12 protein-coding genes are annotated in these 17,247 nt (G+C 45.2%); 7 read left to right on the top strand and 5 right to left on the bottom strand.

Translation table 11 applies throughout. The features are described 5' to 3' along the window. Positions 1-47: 47 nt before the first annotated feature. The 4 genes from M1L62_RS08350 to M1L62_RS08365 form a co-directional block, all read right to left on the bottom strand. Positions 48-1,412, bottom strand: coding sequence for a RagB/SusD family nutrient uptake outer membrane protein (locus M1L62_RS08350; protein ID WP_254412577.1), 1,365 nt, complete (start codon positions 1,410-1,412; stop codon positions 48-50). 17 nt (positions 1,413-1,429) lie between these two features. After that, complete coding sequence (locus M1L62_RS08355) at positions 1,430-4,810, bottom strand: TonB-dependent receptor (protein ID WP_254412578.1); 3,381 nt, start codon at positions 4,808-4,810, stop codon at positions 1,430-1,432. A 54-nt stretch (positions 4,811-4,864) separates the two neighbouring features. Continuing rightward, positions 4,865-5,836: a FecR family protein gene (locus M1L62_RS08360; RefSeq protein WP_254412579.1), complete on the bottom strand. Its 972-nt coding sequence runs from the start codon at positions 5,834-5,836 to the stop codon at positions 4,865-4,867. 150 nt (positions 5,837-5,986) lie between these two features. After that, positions 5,987-6,580: an RNA polymerase sigma factor gene (locus M1L62_RS08365; protein ID WP_254412580.1), complete on the bottom strand. Its 594-nt coding sequence runs from the start codon at positions 6,578-6,580 to the stop codon at positions 5,987-5,989. Between the two features lie 608 nt (positions 6,581-7,188). On the opposite strand from M1L62_RS08365, the gene metN reads away from it, so the two are divergent. From metN to M1L62_RS08400, 7 genes are all read left to right on the top strand, one after another. Beyond that, a complete protein-coding gene (metN, locus tag M1L62_RS08370) occupies positions 7,189-8,220 on the top strand; it encodes a methionine ABC transporter ATP-binding protein MetN (protein ID WP_254412581.1) in 1,032 nt (343 codons plus the stop codon). After that, on the top strand, positions 8,213-8,866 hold the full coding sequence (locus M1L62_RS08375; RefSeq protein WP_254412582.1) for a methionine ABC transporter permease MetI: 654 nt from the start codon (positions 8,213-8,215) through the stop codon (positions 8,864-8,866). Before metN ends, M1L62_RS08375 begins: the two co-directional genes overlap by 8 nt. Positions 8,867-8,900: 34 nt before the next feature. Further along, positions 8,901-9,722, top strand: a complete 822-nt coding sequence (metQ, locus tag M1L62_RS08380) for a methionine ABC transporter substrate-binding lipoprotein MetQ (protein ID WP_256527650.1) — start codon at positions 8,901-8,903, stop codon at positions 9,720-9,722. A 119-nt stretch (positions 9,723-9,841) separates the two neighbouring features. Continuing rightward, a complete protein-coding gene (locus tag M1L62_RS08385; RefSeq protein WP_254412583.1) occupies positions 9,842-11,167 on the top strand; it encodes a DoxX family protein in 1,326 nt (441 codons plus the stop codon). Between the two features lie 2 nt (positions 11,168-11,169). Further along, complete coding sequence (locus M1L62_RS08390; protein WP_254412584.1) at positions 11,170-12,558, top strand: hypothetical protein; 1,389 nt, start codon at positions 11,170-11,172, stop codon at positions 12,556-12,558. Between the two features lie 13 nt (positions 12,559-12,571). Then, positions 12,572-12,976 (top strand): RrF2 family transcriptional regulator, encoded by a 405-nt coding sequence (locus M1L62_RS08395; protein WP_254412585.1) that lies wholly within the window; start codon positions 12,572-12,574, stop codon positions 12,974-12,976. A gap of 162 nt (positions 12,977-13,138) precedes the next feature. Next, on the top strand, positions 13,139-14,428 hold the full coding sequence (locus M1L62_RS08400) for an alginate export family protein (protein ID WP_254412586.1): 1,290 nt from the start codon (positions 13,139-13,141) through the stop codon (positions 14,426-14,428). 135 nt (positions 14,429-14,563) lie between these two features. On the opposite strand, the gene M1L62_RS08405 is transcribed toward M1L62_RS08400, so the two are convergent. Then, complete coding sequence (locus M1L62_RS08405) at positions 14,564-17,128, bottom strand: TonB-dependent receptor (protein ID WP_254412587.1); 2,565 nt, start codon at positions 17,126-17,128, stop codon at positions 14,564-14,566. Positions 17,129-17,247: the final 119 nt, after the last annotated feature.

The following is a 17,247-nucleotide window of genomic DNA, read 5'->3' on the forward strand; positions in this document are numbered from 1 at the left end:
GCTGCCCGTCTGTGAAATACCAAGCCTTTCAGGCTTATGATGTCTGCTTAATATCCGTCGTTCTGAATAAGGTCTTTGTCCGCAGCCAGGTCGTTGAAGGGGATTGGAAAAATCCATTTCTTCGCGTCCGAAACACCCAGCACAACACCCGCCCTGCCTGTCCTGACCAGGTCAAACCAGCGGTGTGGTTCCAACGCAAATTCGGCTCTCCGTTCATCTTCGATTGCTTTTTCAATCAAAGTTTTATCAGAGGAAGTAAAAGCAGCCACCTTGGCTCTTGCCTTTACTGCATTCAGATCAGAAAGCGCACCTGTCAAATCCGGGCTTGCTTTTTTGGTTCTCGCCTCGGCTCTGATCAGGTATTGTTCGGCAATCCGGAAAAGGTATGTCGGGTTATCTCCCGTCGAACGCCAGTAAAGAAGCTGTACGAAGTAATTGAGGATTGCCGGGGTTGAAATATTTTTGATCAGAGCTTTTCTCTCACCACCCGTCGCAGGATCCTGCAAAAGATTAAAAAGTGACGGTGCAGGGCAAAACTGGTTTCTGTAACCATCGCTCGACCAGGCACCATAATGAGAACTCTTGTCTGCCGTACTGTAAGCAAGCTCAAAAACAGATTCTTTCGAATTTTTACTGCTGATAATTGAAGACCAGCTCACCAGTTCGTAATTGGTATCCGAGATCAGCCTGGAAGCGTATTCCTCCGCTTTCTCATATTCTCCCAAATACAAATGCACCCTGGCTTTAAAGGCGAAAACTGTTTTTTGCGTGATTCGGTTACGGTCTGTCGTTGCACTGAGCAAGCCCTCCGCTTTGGTCAGATCTTCCAGCACCTGGCGGTAAACCTGCTCTTTTGAACTTTGCTTAACACCGTCAAAATCATTGGGAGCCGTTGTTGGTTTTAACACCACCGGCACATTGCCCCAGGCTCTGGCAAGATCAAAATAAGCCAGCGAGCGAAGCACATAAGCCTCACCGGTAAACTGCTTTCTCTGGGCTTCGGTTATCGATTTGCTTTCAAGCTTTTCAACTTTATCAATCACATTGTTCGCGCCGTTCACTACCGTATAGATCGTATACCATACGTTGTTTAACAGTGTGTTATCAGAGCGGTAGGTATGGGTGATGAAGGTCGCATAATAGTTCAGGGTACCCACCCACAGGTTATCCCCGCCTGCCAGATAAGCGGCTGCCTGATAGCCGTCACCGCCATAATAATTACCACTTTGAAGTTTATCATACACGCCCAGCAGCGCTGTTTCTGCCGTGGCACCATCAACGATCACAGACTTGTCGGAAATAGACTGCTGCGGCTCAACATCCAGAAAATACGATTCGCAGGACGAGGTCAGGAAACCGGCAACAAGCAGAAGGGCAACGTTATATCGGATATGAAATGTAAGTTTTCTCATAAAATGTCAAACAGGAATTAGAAAGTAAGATTGATACCAAACTCGATGGTGCGCGGATGTGGCGGCATGGAAAAATCAAGCCCCTGAACGGTCGCATTGGCGATGTCCTGTGCAGTATTCACCTCCGGATCGGCCCCGGAATATTTGGTAATCGTGAGCAGGTTTGTCGCGTTAACATACACCTTGGCGTTATCAATTCGAATTTTGGAAAGCCATTTTTTCGGCAGCGAATATCCCAGATAAGCACTTCTCAGACGGATAAACGATCCGTCTTCCATAAAGCGGCTGCTTTCGAAATTGTGGTTGTAGCTACCATCTTCGTTAGGCAAAATCGTCACGCGCGGGATATCCGTGATATCACCCGGTTTCTGCCATCTGTCCATCATGCTTTCCAGCATCGACCAGGACGTTCCCCTTGATCCGGCATGCTCCTGGAAGTAGCGGTTCATGTTGAATACTTTGTTACCCTGAGAGAAGTAAAAGTTGACAGAGAAATCAAAGTTTTTATACCGTACCGTATTTCTCAGACCTCCGTAATAAGCCGGCCAGGCATTTCCTACGATCTGGCGGTCGGCCGTGGTGATTTTTCCATCTTTGGTACGCGAGTCGTCATAAACTGCGTTTCCCGTTTGCGGATCTACATAAAGCTGTTTGTACAACCAGAAAGAATACATCGGCGAACCCTGTTCAAGCCGCACCCAGTCGCGGTTGTATTGGGTAAAGGAAATCGGCAGCTTTTCAATGGTATTGATGTTATGGGCCACGTTAAAGCTGGTCGTCCACTCCCAGTTTTTATTGGAAATATTCGTAGAACTGATCTGAAATTCAAACCCTTTATTACTCATCTCTCCTAAGTTCTGGTACGAAGAAGAAAACCCGGTTTTTGCCGGCGTAGGCACCGATAACAACAGATCCGTGGTATACTTGTTGTATACATCAAACTCAAATTTCAGACGGTTATTGGCAATGCCGCCTTCCAGCCCTATGTTCCATTGGCGGGTTGTTTCCCATTTCAGGTTCTCATTTCCCAGCTGCGCAGGCGCAACACCCGGCCGATCCAGATAGTTATTTCCACCCGACCAAAGGCCCAGAGAAGCGAAGTCAGGAATACTCTGATTTCCCGTCCAGCCTATGCTTGCCTTCACTTTCAGGTCATTCAAAAATGTCAGGTTATCCTTTACAAAATCCTCCTGCCCGATTCTCCACGAGGCTCCGGCCGACGGGAAAGTTCCCCAGCGATATTTTGCTCCAAAGCGCGAGGAAGCATCCGAACGCACATTAACGTCAAAGCTGTATTTATTGTCAAAACTGTAATTTGCCCCTCCGAAATACGACATCAGACCCGAATTGGTTACGCCGGTGTTAGAGCCTGTCGTGATAGCAGCTGCGGAAATGGTTGTGAACTGTGTGCTCGGGAAGTTCGTACCCGTTATGGTTGACCGCTGAAACTGGTTTTTCTGTAACGTGTTTCCTAAAAAAACAGACAGGAAATGACGCTCGCCAAGTGGTGCGGTATAATTCAAAAGCTGTTCCGCAATCCAGGTACGATCCAGCGTCGTAGCATCGGTTGCACTTCCGTTGGTGGCCTTGCCTTCCGTTAAATTGGCATTGTAATAAACGGCTTCGTTGTAAAAATTGTCGTCAAGGCTCCATGAACTTTTGAAGGTCAGGTCATTGGTGATATTCCACTTAAAATAACCGTTCGCGATCAGGTGTTTGCCATAAGCATGGTTGTTACTGTTTTCAAACAACACATACGGGTTATTGAATCTTTCACTTTTATTGTATGATCCGTCGGCAGCATAAATCGGTGTTAAAGTCGGCGTATGCAAACCTGTATTTAAAATTCCTCCCGTGTCACCTGTCCGCGCAAGCTGGCGCTTGGTGGCGCTATACGACGTGCTGATACCGATCTGAACCTTGCTGTTAATGTTATGGTCTACATTAACCCGGAAACCAAGCCGCTGAAAATCCTGAAGTTTCAAAATGGAATTCTGATTGGTAACCTCTCCACCCAGATAAAACTGGGTTTTGTCATTTCCTCCCGTCACCGACAAATTGTTTGATTGTTGGATGGCGGTACGAAAAACAAGGTTCAAACGGTCATATGTACCCTGGTCGGCTGGATTGCCCTGCCCTCCTTCACTAACCGGACGAAAAGGCCGCGTTGCTGCGGGGTTCCCGTCATTGATCCACTGTTCGTTCATAATCTCGGCATGCTGCGGACCAGTCGTCAAATCCCATAATTTCGGTGCTTTGGCAATACCAAGTGAAGTGTTAAACGAAACCTTGGTTTTACCCCCTTTTGCACCACGTTTGGTGGTGATCAGAATAACTCCGTTTGCGCCACGCGCACCGTAAATCGCCGTCGCATTCGCGTCTTTGAGCACTTCAATATTCTCGATATCAGATGGGTTAATGTCGGCCAGCGGGTTGGTCGTCTGCCCACCGGTTCTTACACCCTGCAACGACTGACTATTGATAAAAACTCCGTCAATAACATAAAGCGGGTCGTTTCCTGCGTTGATCGACGTAGCGCCGCGAAGCCTTACCAGCACACTTCCGCCTTCCACGCCTGAATTTGAAGAGATCTGAAGTCCCGGTGTAAGTCCCTGAATTTTTTCGCTGAAACTGACACCGTGCTGGTTTGTAATCTCAGCCGCTTTGATATTCGAAATCGCGCCGGTTGCGGCACCTTTTTTTAATTGCGTATAACCAACCACCACAATTTCATTCAGCTGTTTTTCAGAGGATTCCAGCTGCACTTCAAAGAACTTGCGGTTGCCCAACGGAATTTCCTGGGTTTGAAACCCGACAAAAGAAAAAACGAGAATCGCGTTGTCGCCCAGCGTAGCTTCGGGCACATCCAGCTGAAAACCGCCCTCAATATTCGTAGAAGTTCCCGTGTTTGTACCTTTCAAAACGATATTGACACCCGGAATGCCCTCTCCCTTATCGTCCGTAATTTTCCCGGTAATTTTCCGCAAAGGCTGATCTGCTTCAACCTGACTGGTCGAAACAGTGGATTTCACAGCCCGCTCAACGAGAATAATCTTCCCGTTCTGTTCTTTGTAATCCAGGTTCGTATCCTTTAAAACCTTGGTTAACACCTTTGCAACGGTCTCATTTTTGCTGGATAAAACTAGCTTAGTATATGGAGTAACTAGTCTTTCTGAGTAAACAAAAACCACACCGCTTTTTTCCTGAATCAATTGCAGAATATCTTTCAGGGACATGTGTTCTGCCTTGATCGAAATCTTGATTTCCTTGATCGATGAATCACTTAAATCGGATGCACGGATGAACTGGCCGGTAAAGCTTAACAGCATCAGTGACAGCGACATGTATTTCACAGGCCGGGTCAGCAATGACAGCTTTTTTCGCATAGTTATTTTCATATTTAAACGATTTTGGGTTAAATAAGTAATGGTGGGTTTTGTAAAAAATGAATGTTAATTACTTCGTGAAAGGGTGATTTTTTTCCCGTCTATTTTGTAAGTCAGATTTTCGGCCAGACAAAGTACTTCGAGGATATCATCGAGTTTTTCGGACGCCTCAAAACCGGCACTGAATCTTAGCTTGCTCAAATCACGCTCCTTAAACTGAATGGATGTATCGAATTTCTTTTCCAGCATCACAGCGATCGAAGCGAGATTTTCATTATTGAACTGTAATTTCCCGTCCTTCCAGCCAATAAAATCCTGGGCATTGATATTCGCCTTTTCGAATGTTGAACCGGCCGCATTGAAGGTAACCTGCTGGTTGGGCAGCAAAAACACCGGATGTTTGCCAGTCGCCCCTGAACCCATCACCCCTACTTTTCCACTTGCGACGCTGATCTGCGTCTGAGAAAGATTTTTGTATGATTTCACTGCGAAGGCAGTTCCCAGCACCTGGGTTTTGGTTTTACCGGCGTAAACAACAAATGGCTTTTCTGTATCATGTCTGATGTCAAAATAAGCCTCCCCGTCTTCCAGGGTCACTTCGCGCAATTTCCGGTTAAACAGGCTGGAATACTTCAACTTACTTCCCGCATTGAGCCATACCGTTGATCCGTCGGGTAAAACGAAGTTTCCGAGCTGCGATTTTTTGGTTTCGATCACGGTGTAAGCAAGCTGTTCTGATTTGGATTTAAAAAAGACCGCCTTGTTTTGATAAGTCAGAAATGACAACCCCAGCAGGACCGCAACAGAAGCAGCGACCTGCAATGGACGTCTGAATAAATAATCGTGTCGTCTGCCATTGGAGATATTGTTTTGCACGGCCTTCCAGGTGCTCAACCGCTGTTTGACAATGTCGTCCTTCATCGTAACCTCCTGCCTGGCGATTTCAAGATACCACTGCTCCACCCACGATTTTTCCTCCGGGGTGCATTGTCCCAACCGGTATTTCTGTAAAAGTCTTCTTGCGTCCTGCCTGTTCATTGTTACTCTGAGAGATCAGATTTACTGCGTATGATGCTAAGACAGGCCAGAAAGTGTTTGGTAGTAGAAGAAGATGTTATTTTTTAAACTATTTTTGTAAATTAATATTAACTAACTGATTATCAATACAAAACAATCAATTTTAATTCACTAACTGACAAACTGCAAACAAGCCTGAACAAAAAACAAGCCATAGGAAATTTTCATTCTCAGTATTTTCAGCGCATTGCTGATTTGTTTTTTAACCGTTTTATCGGAAATCGACAGAAATTCAGCGATCTCCCGGTATGACAGTTCTTCTTTCCGGCTTAATTCAAATATTTCCCTCATTTTGGGAGGCATCTGTTTTATTTCTCCCTCAATAATTTCGGCCAGCTCCCTTTCGATAACCACCTCATCAACAGACAATTCTACCGTAGACAAAAATGCACCGAATGACGAGATGTAATGATCGTGTACGCGGTTATGTTCAAAAATATTAAGTACACGGTTACGAGTCGAGGCGTACAAATACGACGAAACGCTTGTTGTCAGGGCCAGATCCCGGCCTTTGATCCAAAACGATGTAAACAATTCCTGGATCAGATCTTTGGCCTCATCCTGATTCCCGAGCATTTTGTAGGCGTGCAGATAAAGCCTCTGAAAATACCGGTTATAAAGTTCTTCGAATGCCGCCATCGAACCTTGCTGAAACAGATCCAGCAGTTCTTTGTCCGACTGTCCTTCTTTTAAAATGGTTTTCATAAACAACAATGATTTCAAACATTGGCTAATTTCTTAACGACGGGATTTTTGTAAGGCCTTATTCAAAGACAAGCTTGTATGAGGGGTGCAATACAAATAACGTCACATGTTATACGTAATCAGTTCTAACTGACTCGACAACAGGAAAGACGCTTCGTAGCAAAACAAGAAGAAGATAATCGCAGCAACATTTTCACACCAGGCACCAAACGGCCATCCGACGAATAAATCGTTTCCATAACAGAAAATAAATATTAAATCTATCCGGATTTACTGGTGGTAATAAATCAGAAGTATTAATCTATTAATTTGATAGACAAAGTAAAGTATGATTAAGATCAATTGCAAACTATTTTTTGATTTTTATTACGAATTACATTCCGGATCATGATCATTGGGAATTTCTGTGAGGTATAAACCGGGAAAAATATCAGACTATGCGCCCCCATTCAAGGCATCGTGCTACTAAGAATCAGAATAAACCTATAAAACCGATAGGACAAATAAAATAATTGCAGATATGGCGATTCTATTTTAGAAGTTTGAGTAAATTGCGCCCCATGGAGCGGATTTTCCAGTTTACAATCACCTCCTAAAATTGCATTTTAATGATTGAGTTAAGAAATATCACCAAGACATTTTATCAGAAAGACAGAGAGATTTCAGCGCTTTCCAATGTGTCGCTACGTGTGGAAGAAGGGAAAATATTCGGCGTGATCGGAAGCTCAGGCGCCGGAAAAAGTACGCTGATACGCTGTGTGAACCTGCTCGAAAAACCCACTTCCGGTGAGGTGATCGTTGGAGGAAAAACGCTGACACAACTTTCAGCTTCGCAGCTTGCCCGGGAAAGGAGGCATATCGGTATGATCTTTCAGCATTTCAACCTGCTTTCTTCCAGAACGGTTTTTGAAAACATCGCCTTTCCGCTCGAACTTGACAATACACCTAAAAAACAGATCCGGGAAAGGGTTGTGGATTTACTTAAGCTCGTCGGGCTGGAAGAAAAAATAAATGATTATCCTTCCAATCTTTCGGGAGGCCAAAAACAGCGGGTGGCCATTGCGCGTACACTGGCCAGCAACCCGAAAGTTTTGTTATGCGATGAAGCAACCAGCGCCCTGGATCCGGCTACAACCCGGTCTATTCTGAATTTATTAAAAGATATCAATCAAAGACTAGGCATAACCATTCTTCTGATTACCCACGAAATGGCTGTTATTAAATCAATTTGTGATTCGGTTGCCCTGATTAGCCACGGCAAACTGATCGAGCAGGGTACCGTTGCTGAGATTTTTGTTAATCCCAAAACCGATCTTGCGCGTGAGTTTATCACCTCTTCCATGCACATTGAAATTCCGGATCCGTACCGGCAAAAGCTGAAAAATTCGAATGAAGAAAATAAACGGACGTTATTAAAAATGGAGCTGACCGGCAACTCGCTGGACGAGCCCATTCTTTCGCAGGCGGCCCGCATTTTTGAAATTGACACCAAAATTATCAGCGCCCAGATGGATTATGCCGGAAATGTAAGCTTCGGTGTGATCCTTGTGGAGCTCTCTGGAAATCCGAAGGACTGCCGGGAAGCGATTAAATTTTTTATTGAAAAACAAATCATCGTCGAGATTGTAGGTTATGTATGATTCACTGTTATCATTGATGCTGAAAGGTTTGTGGGAAACGGTCGTGATGACATTCGCATCCGGCTTTTTCGGGTTTTCGCTTGGACTTCCGGTCGGAATTCTTCTTTTTTTGACCCGAAAAGGCCAGGTTCTGGCTCATCCTTCCCTGAATACCATTGTCTCGGTACTCGTGAATATTTTTCGGTCCATTCCATTTATCATTCTGATCGTATGGATGATCCCGTTCACAAGATCGTTGGTAGGTACTTCGATCGGTGTGAGTGCGGCGCTTGTTCCGCTTAGCATCGGGGCAGCTCCATTTATAGCAAGGCTGGTGGAAAACAGTCTTCTGGAAGTTCCCTCGGGACTTATTGAAGCGGCAAGAGCCATGGGGGCGACGCCCTTGCAGATCGTTCGCAAAGTGCTTTTGCCCGAAGCTTTGCCTTCCCTGATCAACAGCGCTTCGATTACGCTGATCACGCTCGTTGGATATTCCGCCATGGGCGGCGCGGTTGGCGCGGGCGGATTGGGGCAAATTGGTTACCAATACGGTTACATCGGGTACGACGCTGTAATCATGAACACTGTTCTTGCCTTGTTGGTCATACTGGTATTTCTGATCCAGTTTGCAGGCGACCGCATATCCAAACGTGTGGATCACAGATAATTCCATTTTTTCAGGTTAGCTATCAGATAAAATCATGAAAATATTCACATCCTTTTTGTCTACCCTGCTGTTCGCAGGCTCCGTAATTTCAATTTGGAACTGCTCAGGAAGTTCCAAAAAAGATGATCCAAACCATATCAAAGTCGGTGTTTCAGCCGGCCCGGAATTAAGTGTTGCCGAAGCGGCCAAAAAAGTTGCGAAGGAACGGTATGGGCTTGAAGTGGAACTTGTTGCCTTTAACGATTACGTGGTTCCGAACGAGGCCCTTAATCAGGGTGATATTGATGTCAACGCGTTTCAGCATAAGCCTTATCTGGAAGAACAGTCTAAACAGCGCGGTTACAAACTTGCCGTCGTTGGCAATACCTTTGTTTATCCCATCGCGGGTTATTCGAAAAAGATCAGGGATTTATCCGGGTTGAAAAACGGAAATACGATCATCATCCCCAACGATCCGACCAACGGCGGAAGATCGCTGCTGCTTTTACAGAAATACGGTTTGATCAAACTGCGTGCCGGTGTGGGATTGTTGCCAAAAGTGACTGACATCACCGCAAACCCGAAGGAATTGAAGATTCTGGAACTGGAAGCACCACAGCTGCCAAGAGCCCTGGACGACCAGGATGTCACGATAGCGATCATCAACAACACTTTTGCCTCGCAGTCCAATCTGATCCCGGGTCGTGACGGGCTTCTGGTGGAGGATAAAGAGTCTCCTTATGTAAACATCATTGCAGCGAGGGAAGACAATAAAGATGAGCAGAAAGTAAAGAATTTTGTCAAGGCTTATCATTCCGCAGAAGTTGAAAAAGCTGCCGAAACAGCCTTCAAAGGCGGTGCGGTGAAAGGCTGGTAATAACAATTCAGCACAAGAATTTTCTGACCAAAACATAATTTGACCAATGAAAATCAAGCTAATTTTTGTGGTTCATTTTTGTATATAAAACCTATCGATTAAATAAATTATATCCCCTTATGGAAGACTCTACGACCGGCGAAATACGAAGCGAGACACAGTACCGATACCTCCGGATCGCTTTTATCTATTTTCTGATCCAGTCGCTGCCTCTCAACACCGATTTGTTTGAGACCATAAAAAGCATGGACGGGCTAAACATCAGCTACGGTGACCTGTTTACGCTTTCACGCCTTACACCTCAGTTCATTCCAGGGAAAGAATCATTTCTCAACTGGACTCTTATTGCCGCAGTGGCCATAGGCGGCGCCCTGATCTGGGAAAAATTCAAATTTAAAAGCAACCATTTTGACAGGTTATATTATTGGCTGAGGGTGATTGTTCGTTACCGGCTTGCCATTGGCATATTGGGTTACGGCTTTTTAAAACTCTTTCCTATGCAGGCGCCCTACCCTTCCCTGAGCAATCTGCATACCAATTACGGAGACCTTACCGACTGGAAAATGTTTTCGATGAGTCTGGGAATTGTACCCGTCTATGAAAGCTTTCTTGGTGCTGTTGAAATTTTGGCCGGGCTGCTTTTACTGTTTCGGAAAACAGCAACATTGGGTGCCCTGACGGTCCTCATTTTTACAGGTAACGTTTTCATATCCAACCTTGCCTATGACGGCGGCGAGTATGTATACAGTTTTTACCTGATCAGTTTCGCCCTTTTTGTACTGTCATTTGACGCGGAAAAGATATTTACCCTTATTTCGTTGAACAGACCTGCCCGCCCCAATCGCTATAAACTTCATTGGAACGGAAATCTGAAAACGGCGCGTCTGGTTTTTAAAGGGCTTATTATTTTCGTTTTTGTTTTTAGTTACGGCATCAAAGCTTATTCCGGCTATAAAAATGACCCTTATCAATTCCCAGCCAAGCCCGGCCTGACAGATGCCAGTGGAATTTACAATGTCAGCACGTTCCGTGTTAACGGGAAAGTCCTGCCCTATTCTCAAACGGATTCCGCCCGGTGGAAAGACGTGGTCTTTGAAAAATGGGCTACGCTCAGTATCCGTTCTAACCGTCCGGTCGCTATCGACGACACCAACTTCGAAAAGATTCAGAAACAGGATTTTGACAGAAACTATGAGCTGGCCGGCATTACATCCCGACATTATTACAGCTATGACGCAAATCCTACGGACAGCACAATCCTGCTCAAAAATAAAAACCGGAATTATCCGGGCGAGACGCTGAAATTCAAAATTTCCAGACCCGACAGCACGACTGTTGTACTCTCCGGCACCGATCAGAAAAACGATTCCCTGTACGTGGTTCTCGAAAAAATACAAAAGAAATACCCCCTTTATCTGAGTAGAAGAAAACTTTTAACCTTATAACCATGGCTGACCTGTTGACAGACAATTTTACGCTCAATAAAACTACACCAACGACTGTACCGGCCTGGAATAACTACCAGAAAACCGGTTTCAGAATCCTGTTTTTATTTTTCGTGATCATGTCCATTCCCTGGAACGGATTCTGGTACAAAAACATTGCCTCGATTCGCTGGGATACACTCGAATACCGGCATTTGCACGTTTTTTGCGAATTCACGCCCAAATTTGTCGAAATTCAGTCTGAAAGCGGGCATTGGGGAATTGAGTCTTATGTCAACTGGGCTATTGTTTTGCTCGTTTCGACAATCGGCGGACTGGTATGGACCCTGTTTGACAAACATAGAAAAAGCTATAATACCCTATACTACTGGCTGCGCACGCTGGTACGTTACAGAGCGGGTGTGGGGGTTTTGGGTTATGGATTTACAAAGCTGTTTCCGACCCAGATGCCCTATCCGTCAATCAGCATACTGAATACCGATTTTATCAATCTTACGCCGCAGAAAGTCTTCTGGCTCTCTGTGGGCAGTGTTCCCTGGTATGAATCCTTCACGGGTTTCATCGAATTGCTGGCAGGTGTTCTCCTCCTTTTCAGGCCTACGGCACTCTATGGAGGAATTTTACTGTTTGCCGCACTCGGGGATATCGTCTTTGTGAACTTTGTCTACGACGGCGAAGTACATTTATTTTCGACCTATCTCTGCCTATATGGTTTGTTTGTCGTCGCACACGATGTTCCAAGACTTTACAATCTGCTCATCCTTGAAAAATTCACGACGCCCGACAACTTCTTTCCAAACTTTTCCGGACACTGGCAGACACTCCGGGTGACCATAAAATCTGCGACGTTATTGATCTTCATAGGGCTTTTTTCTTATCTGATGTATCAGAATTTCAGGTATGACCCTTATAAACTTCCCCATAACAAAGGGCTTGCCCACAGTGCCGGCTATTATCACGTCACCGAATTCCGGTTGAATAACAGGGTGATCCCGTATTCCCCCGCGGACACGGTGAGATGGCAGGACGCCGTTTTTGAAAAATGGGCCACCTTTACTTTTAAGGTAAACAAACCTGTCAAAATCGATGTTTCAGGTGGTGGCGGACGGCCTAAAAAAGAAGTCGACAGGCGTTTTGAAATGGCTGGTGTGGCTGGCGGACGGCATTTTTTCACCTATCAGGCCGATACGCTCAACAAGGTTTTGTATCTGCAAAACAAGAATATTCCGGACACAACCCAGCGGCTGGTTTTCCATTACAACAAACCGGACAAATCAAGGATCATCCTGCACGGATTAAACGAAAATCGCGACTCGATTTATGTGGTACTTGATAAAGCAGATAAAAAATACACGTTACCGGAAAGCACTTTACAGCCCGGCAACTATTAAATAGCGTGACATCATGATAACCAAAAAGACCAAGTATGCTCTAAAAGCACTTAAAGTACTGGCAACGAGACACCTGAAAGGCCCGACATTTGTTTCTGAAATTGTTACGCAGGAGAACATCCCCAAAAGTTATCTGCAAACAATTTTGGTCGAACTGACACACAGCGGCCTCATTGAAAGCAACATGGGGAAAGGCGGATATTCACTGGCAGTCCCGGCCGATCAAATCAGTTTTTTAACTGTGCTGGAAGTAACAGGCGCGCCCATTGCAGCGATTGAATGCGCTTCCTCCACTTTTTCCGGGCAGTGTGCTGACTGCGCTTCCGGCGAACTTTGTACATTAAAAACCGCGCTGGAAAAGTGGCAGGCGGTCAATTTATCAGTTTTAAGTAAAACAACCATTCAGGATCTTTTGTAGGCCAAGTTCCTGAAAGTTTTGCAATGCAAAGTCAAAGCATAAAACTTAATGTTCGGAACACACATTCAATCCTTCAGTTAACATCATAGAAACAAATATTTCCGTAATTTCGATCTTAATCATTTTCTTGTATTCTATGGGCTTACTATACTAACATTACCGGTGCGTTACCCCTTATTACTTTTGCTCATTGTAGGTCTGAAAAGCCAGCTGTCATACGCACAATCCGGTGACACGCTCCGTCGGCAACTCATCGTTGATTTTGAAATCAGGCCCAGGGCTGAGTTTAGTGACAACTATATGCAGACGCCAGCCGACTCTACCATGCCTGAATTTTACGCGAGCCTGCGAAACCGGCTTAGTCTTACCTACACCGCAAAAAATTTCAAATTTCATGCTTCTCCGCAGGAAATACATGTCTGGGGTAAATCGGGGAGATTTTCCCGTATTGGTAACATCAATGCATTCGAATTTTACATTGAACCGTCATTAAACAGGTTTTTCTCCGCCAGAATCGGGAGGCAGGCGCTATCGCTCGACAATGGCCGGATATTTTCTGCGGCTCCCTGGAGCCAGCAAAGCCGCGCACACGAAGGCATACGATTGTTTTACAACAAAAGGATAGCCACGGATCTCACCATCGCATTCACGCGTCCCTACAAAAAGAATTTTGACGCCGCCTATTCTCCGGTAGCGTCACACCAATATAAACTCCTGTTTGTTCATCATTTGAAACACAAGTTTAAAAATCAGCTTGCCATAACGACCATCAATACCCTGGAAGTTTTTGAAAAAAGCAGCAATGAAGGAGCATATTACCAACGTATAACCAACGGCGGGCGTCTGGAATATTCCCGTCAATGGTGGTATGGAACCGTCAGCGCCTATTACCAGTACGGACAGACCGCCAGTGCAAAAACGATACATGCCTATTATGTACAACCCGAAATAAGTGCGACTTTCACAAAGGCAACGGTACGGCTAGGAGCCGAAATCCTGAGTGGCAACAAAGCAAGTATACCGAAAAACGTCTCAAATTCCTTTGTTCCTCTTTATGGTGTTGCCTGGAAATTTATGGGAAACATGAACCTGTTTACGCGGTTTCCTGCCGACGTGAACGACAAGGGCCTGGTTAACCCCTATCTTTTTCTGATTTATCAGGTCAATGAAAAATTATCATTACGGGCAGATGCGCATCTTTTCTACGCGCAGCATTCCTTAACGGATCAGGAGCTGGCAGGAAAATATCTTGGCTTTGAAAACGATCTTTCCCTGAATTTCAAACCTGTAAAAAAGGTCGAGATCATATTCGGATTTTCCTCGGCCTACACGGCAAAACGTATCGAGCTTCTGAAAAAAGTCCCTGATTCCGGTAAAATCCCGGTTTGGAGTTATCTTATGATTTCCTACTCGCCGCGCCTTCTGCACTTAAAATACAATTCCCGAAAATAACGGAAACACAATTTTCACAGATATCTTTATTAAACCATCTACCTTCTAAAACAAAAGACAGCAGCAAACCAAGTCTGCCGCTGTCTTTTGTTAAACCTTACCGGATCGTACTGATCTCTCAGCCAGTTCGGTTAATTAGTATGTGAATCTTACCGTTACACCATAGGTACGCTGGTCGCCCACGATACCTGCATATTGTCCGTAACTTCCCGGTGCGGCCAATAACTGCTCATAATAGTTCTTGTTGAAAATGTTTCTTCCCCATAAGAAGAACGAAAGTCCGTTGGAAGCTCTGAAACCCAAACGGGCGTTGGTTAGTCCGTAGCCACCGATGTTTAGGTACTGGGAAGGAGATGGACTTGATGAGAAATCAGACCGTAAAAACTCGTCAACTCCCAAAAAGTAATTCCCTGTCAAGCCAACAAAGGTTCCTTTTACGACAACCTCGCCGCCCACTGAGCCCGACCACTTGGATATACCCGGTAATCTTCCTCCTGAAACATCCTTGAAAGCCTGCGTTCCACCAACTTCTTCCAATGGAACAGGCGCATTGGCAAAACGTACATATTTTCCATCGGTGTACGCCACAGCCGCGTTGAATGTGAAGTGTTTAAGACGAAGATTCCCATCCAATTCAACACCCTGTACACGCACTTTTTCTGCATTAGCCAGATAACCACGGTTTACACCAGGTTCCGGCGTTTGTACCTGCGTTTGGTAATCTTTAATATCAGAACGGTAAACAGTCAGGTTCAAAACAGAATTGCTGGTCGGCTTGGTTTTGATACCGAATTCTTTATGGTCTACGTATTCAGGTTTCACATTAGCAAGATCAATCAACACCTGACCATTTGCCGTTGGCAAACCGCCCACATTCACACCAATAGGCTTATAACCAATTGAATAGGTAGCATAAGCGTTCACATTGCGGCTGGCTTTGTATTGCAACGAAAGCTGTCCCGAGAAATTTCCCTTTGCATAATCTGTGTTAAACGACTGGTTGGTATACACACCGTTTTTCAAAGCAAGCAGTGCTGCATCGGTTGTTTGCAATCCGCCATAAGTTACACGGCTGTAATCCACTACTTTTTTGTCATAGTTGTAACGCACACCTGGCAGCACGTGAATCTTATCCGTTATGCCCCAGTCTGCCTGTGCAAATACGGCCAAACTGGTGCTCTTGATTTCGTTTGTAGTCCGGATACCAAAGTTGTCAAACAAACCTGGTGTTTTCCATAAAGCACTGGTTGAACTTTGTGCAAACCGCCATTGCGCCGAACCCGCTTCCTCCGTCTGTACGGGATCTGAGGTAAGATCCTGCCAAAGACCGAAAACCCCAACCACTCCGCTCAATCTTGGTGATATTTTTCCGGAGTAACGTATTTCCTGTGACCATTGGTCGTGTTTCGAATTACCCGAAGAAATGGTAAATACCGGCAATCCGATATAATCCCTGTCATTCAACGGTGTCCATTTCCAGTAACGCCATGCCGAAGTAGACGTCAGCGTTCCATTACCTATTTTAATATCGGCGTTAACAGAAACACCACCCAATTGGTTATCCGCTTTGGAAGGCGTATCAAGATCCAGCTTACGTTCGAAGGCACTTGTATAAGGTAATTTATAACCCAGATCAGCGATGATTGCGTCAAACTGTCTGTATGCCGCTCTTTTAGTAGTCACAACGCCAGCTACCGGCCATCCATAACCAGTCGGTTTCTGATCAGAAATATCCCCGATAACGGTAATGTTTACATTTTCTGTCGGGGTGTATAGAATTTGTCCTCTGACACCAATGTTGTTGATGTCATTGATCGGCAATTGTGTATGCTCGTTGAAAAACGTACCGTTGCGCTGCGTTCCTGTAAAGGAAAGACGTGCCGCAAGTTTTTTGCTCAAAGGTCCCGTTACCGAAGCCTTCGCCTGCACAAAACCCAGGTTACCATAACTTAATTCAAGATTGGCACCAGGCGAAAAGCTGGCTGCACGCGTCGTGATGTTAAACGCACCGGCCGTTGTGTTTTTACCAAACAACGTTCCCTGCGGCCCGCGCAATACTTCAACACGTTCGATATCGATAAAGTCAAGTGCTGTGGCTGCCGGACGGGCATAATAAACTCCATCCACGTAGAAACCTACACCTGGGTCAACACCGTCGTTGGTCAAACCGAACGTAGAGCCAAGACCACGAATGTTCAGTGTGGTATTTCTTGCATTGGAAGCATATAGCTGCACTGTGGGTACCAGTTCTTTAAGGCGGTTTACGTTAAATGCACCTGCATCTTCCGCTCTGGTTCCCCCGATTACGGAAATCGGGATGGGTACCTCCTGTGCGGTTTCCTGACGACGACGGGAAGAAATAACCACGTCCTCCAACTGTGTATCGTTTGGTACAAGTTTAATTTCAACTTTACTTTCATTGATCAGCACTTCCTTTTTCAGGTAACCGATGTAAGAAACGACCAGCGTAAATGGCAAGGTCTGACCTGTTATCAGACTGAACTCTCCGTTCACGTCGGTGGCGTCACCGTTTGTCGTGCCCTTAATGGTAACTGTCGCGCCGGTCAGGGCTTCGTTGGTACGTGCGTCCAGGACTTTTCCTGTGATGGTTGCATTGATTGTGGGTCTATCCTGAGCTGATAGCAATAGGGGGAAGAAAATGACTCCTATTAAGAGGGCTGTCTTTAAAATTTGTTTCATGCAATTATGATTGGTGATGTCTACGTTTTGTTAATTACTGTTAAGCTTTTGACAATAGGTTGAGGTCAGCAACAAAGCATTTCAATTCGGAAAAATGATTTCATCAGATACGTTTTTGT

The sequence above is a fragment of the Dyadobacter diqingensis genome (genome assembly GCF_024220585.1).
Lineage (GTDB): Bacteria > Bacteroidota > Bacteroidia > Cytophagales > Spirosomataceae > Dyadobacter > Dyadobacter diqingensis.

What these genes read in the sequence shown, in the direction of transcription:
- metQ (WP_256527650.1), top strand. Translation starts at nt 8,901, where the DNA reads ATGAAAATATTCACATCCTTTTTGTCTACCCTGCTGTTCGCAGGCTCC.
- M1L62_RS08360 (WP_254412579.1), bottom strand. Translation starts at nt 5,836, where the DNA reads ATGAACAGGCAGGACGCAAGAAGACTTTTACAGAAATACCGGTTGGGA.
- M1L62_RS08390 (WP_254412584.1), top strand. Translation starts at nt 11,170, where the DNA reads ATGGCTGACCTGTTGACAGACAATTTTACGCTCAATAAAACTACACCA.
- M1L62_RS08365 (WP_254412580.1), bottom strand. Translation starts at nt 6,580, where the DNA reads ATGAAAACCATTTTAAAAGAAGGACAGTCGGACAAAGAACTGCTGGAT.
- M1L62_RS08375 (WP_254412582.1), top strand. Translation starts at nt 8,213, where the DNA reads ATGTATGATTCACTGTTATCATTGATGCTGAAAGGTTTGTGGGAAACG.
- M1L62_RS08385 (WP_254412583.1), top strand. Translation starts at nt 9,842, where the DNA reads ATGGAAGACTCTACGACCGGCGAAATACGAAGCGAGACACAGTACCGA.
- M1L62_RS08355 (WP_254412578.1), bottom strand. Translation starts at nt 4,810, where the DNA reads ATGAAAATAACTATGCGAAAAAAGCTGTCATTGCTGACCCGGCCTGTG.
- M1L62_RS08350 (WP_254412577.1), bottom strand. Translation starts at nt 1,412, where the DNA reads ATGAGAAAACTTACATTTCATATCCGATATAACGTTGCCCTTCTGCTT.
- M1L62_RS08405 (WP_254412587.1), bottom strand. Translation starts at nt 17,128, where the DNA reads ATGAAACAAATTTTAAAGACAGCCCTCTTAATAGGAGTCATTTTCTTC.
- M1L62_RS08395 (WP_254412585.1), top strand. Translation starts at nt 12,572, where the DNA reads ATGATAACCAAAAAGACCAAGTATGCTCTAAAAGCACTTAAAGTACTG.
- metN (WP_254412581.1), top strand. Translation starts at nt 7,189, where the DNA reads ATGATTGAGTTAAGAAATATCACCAAGACATTTTATCAGAAAGACAGA.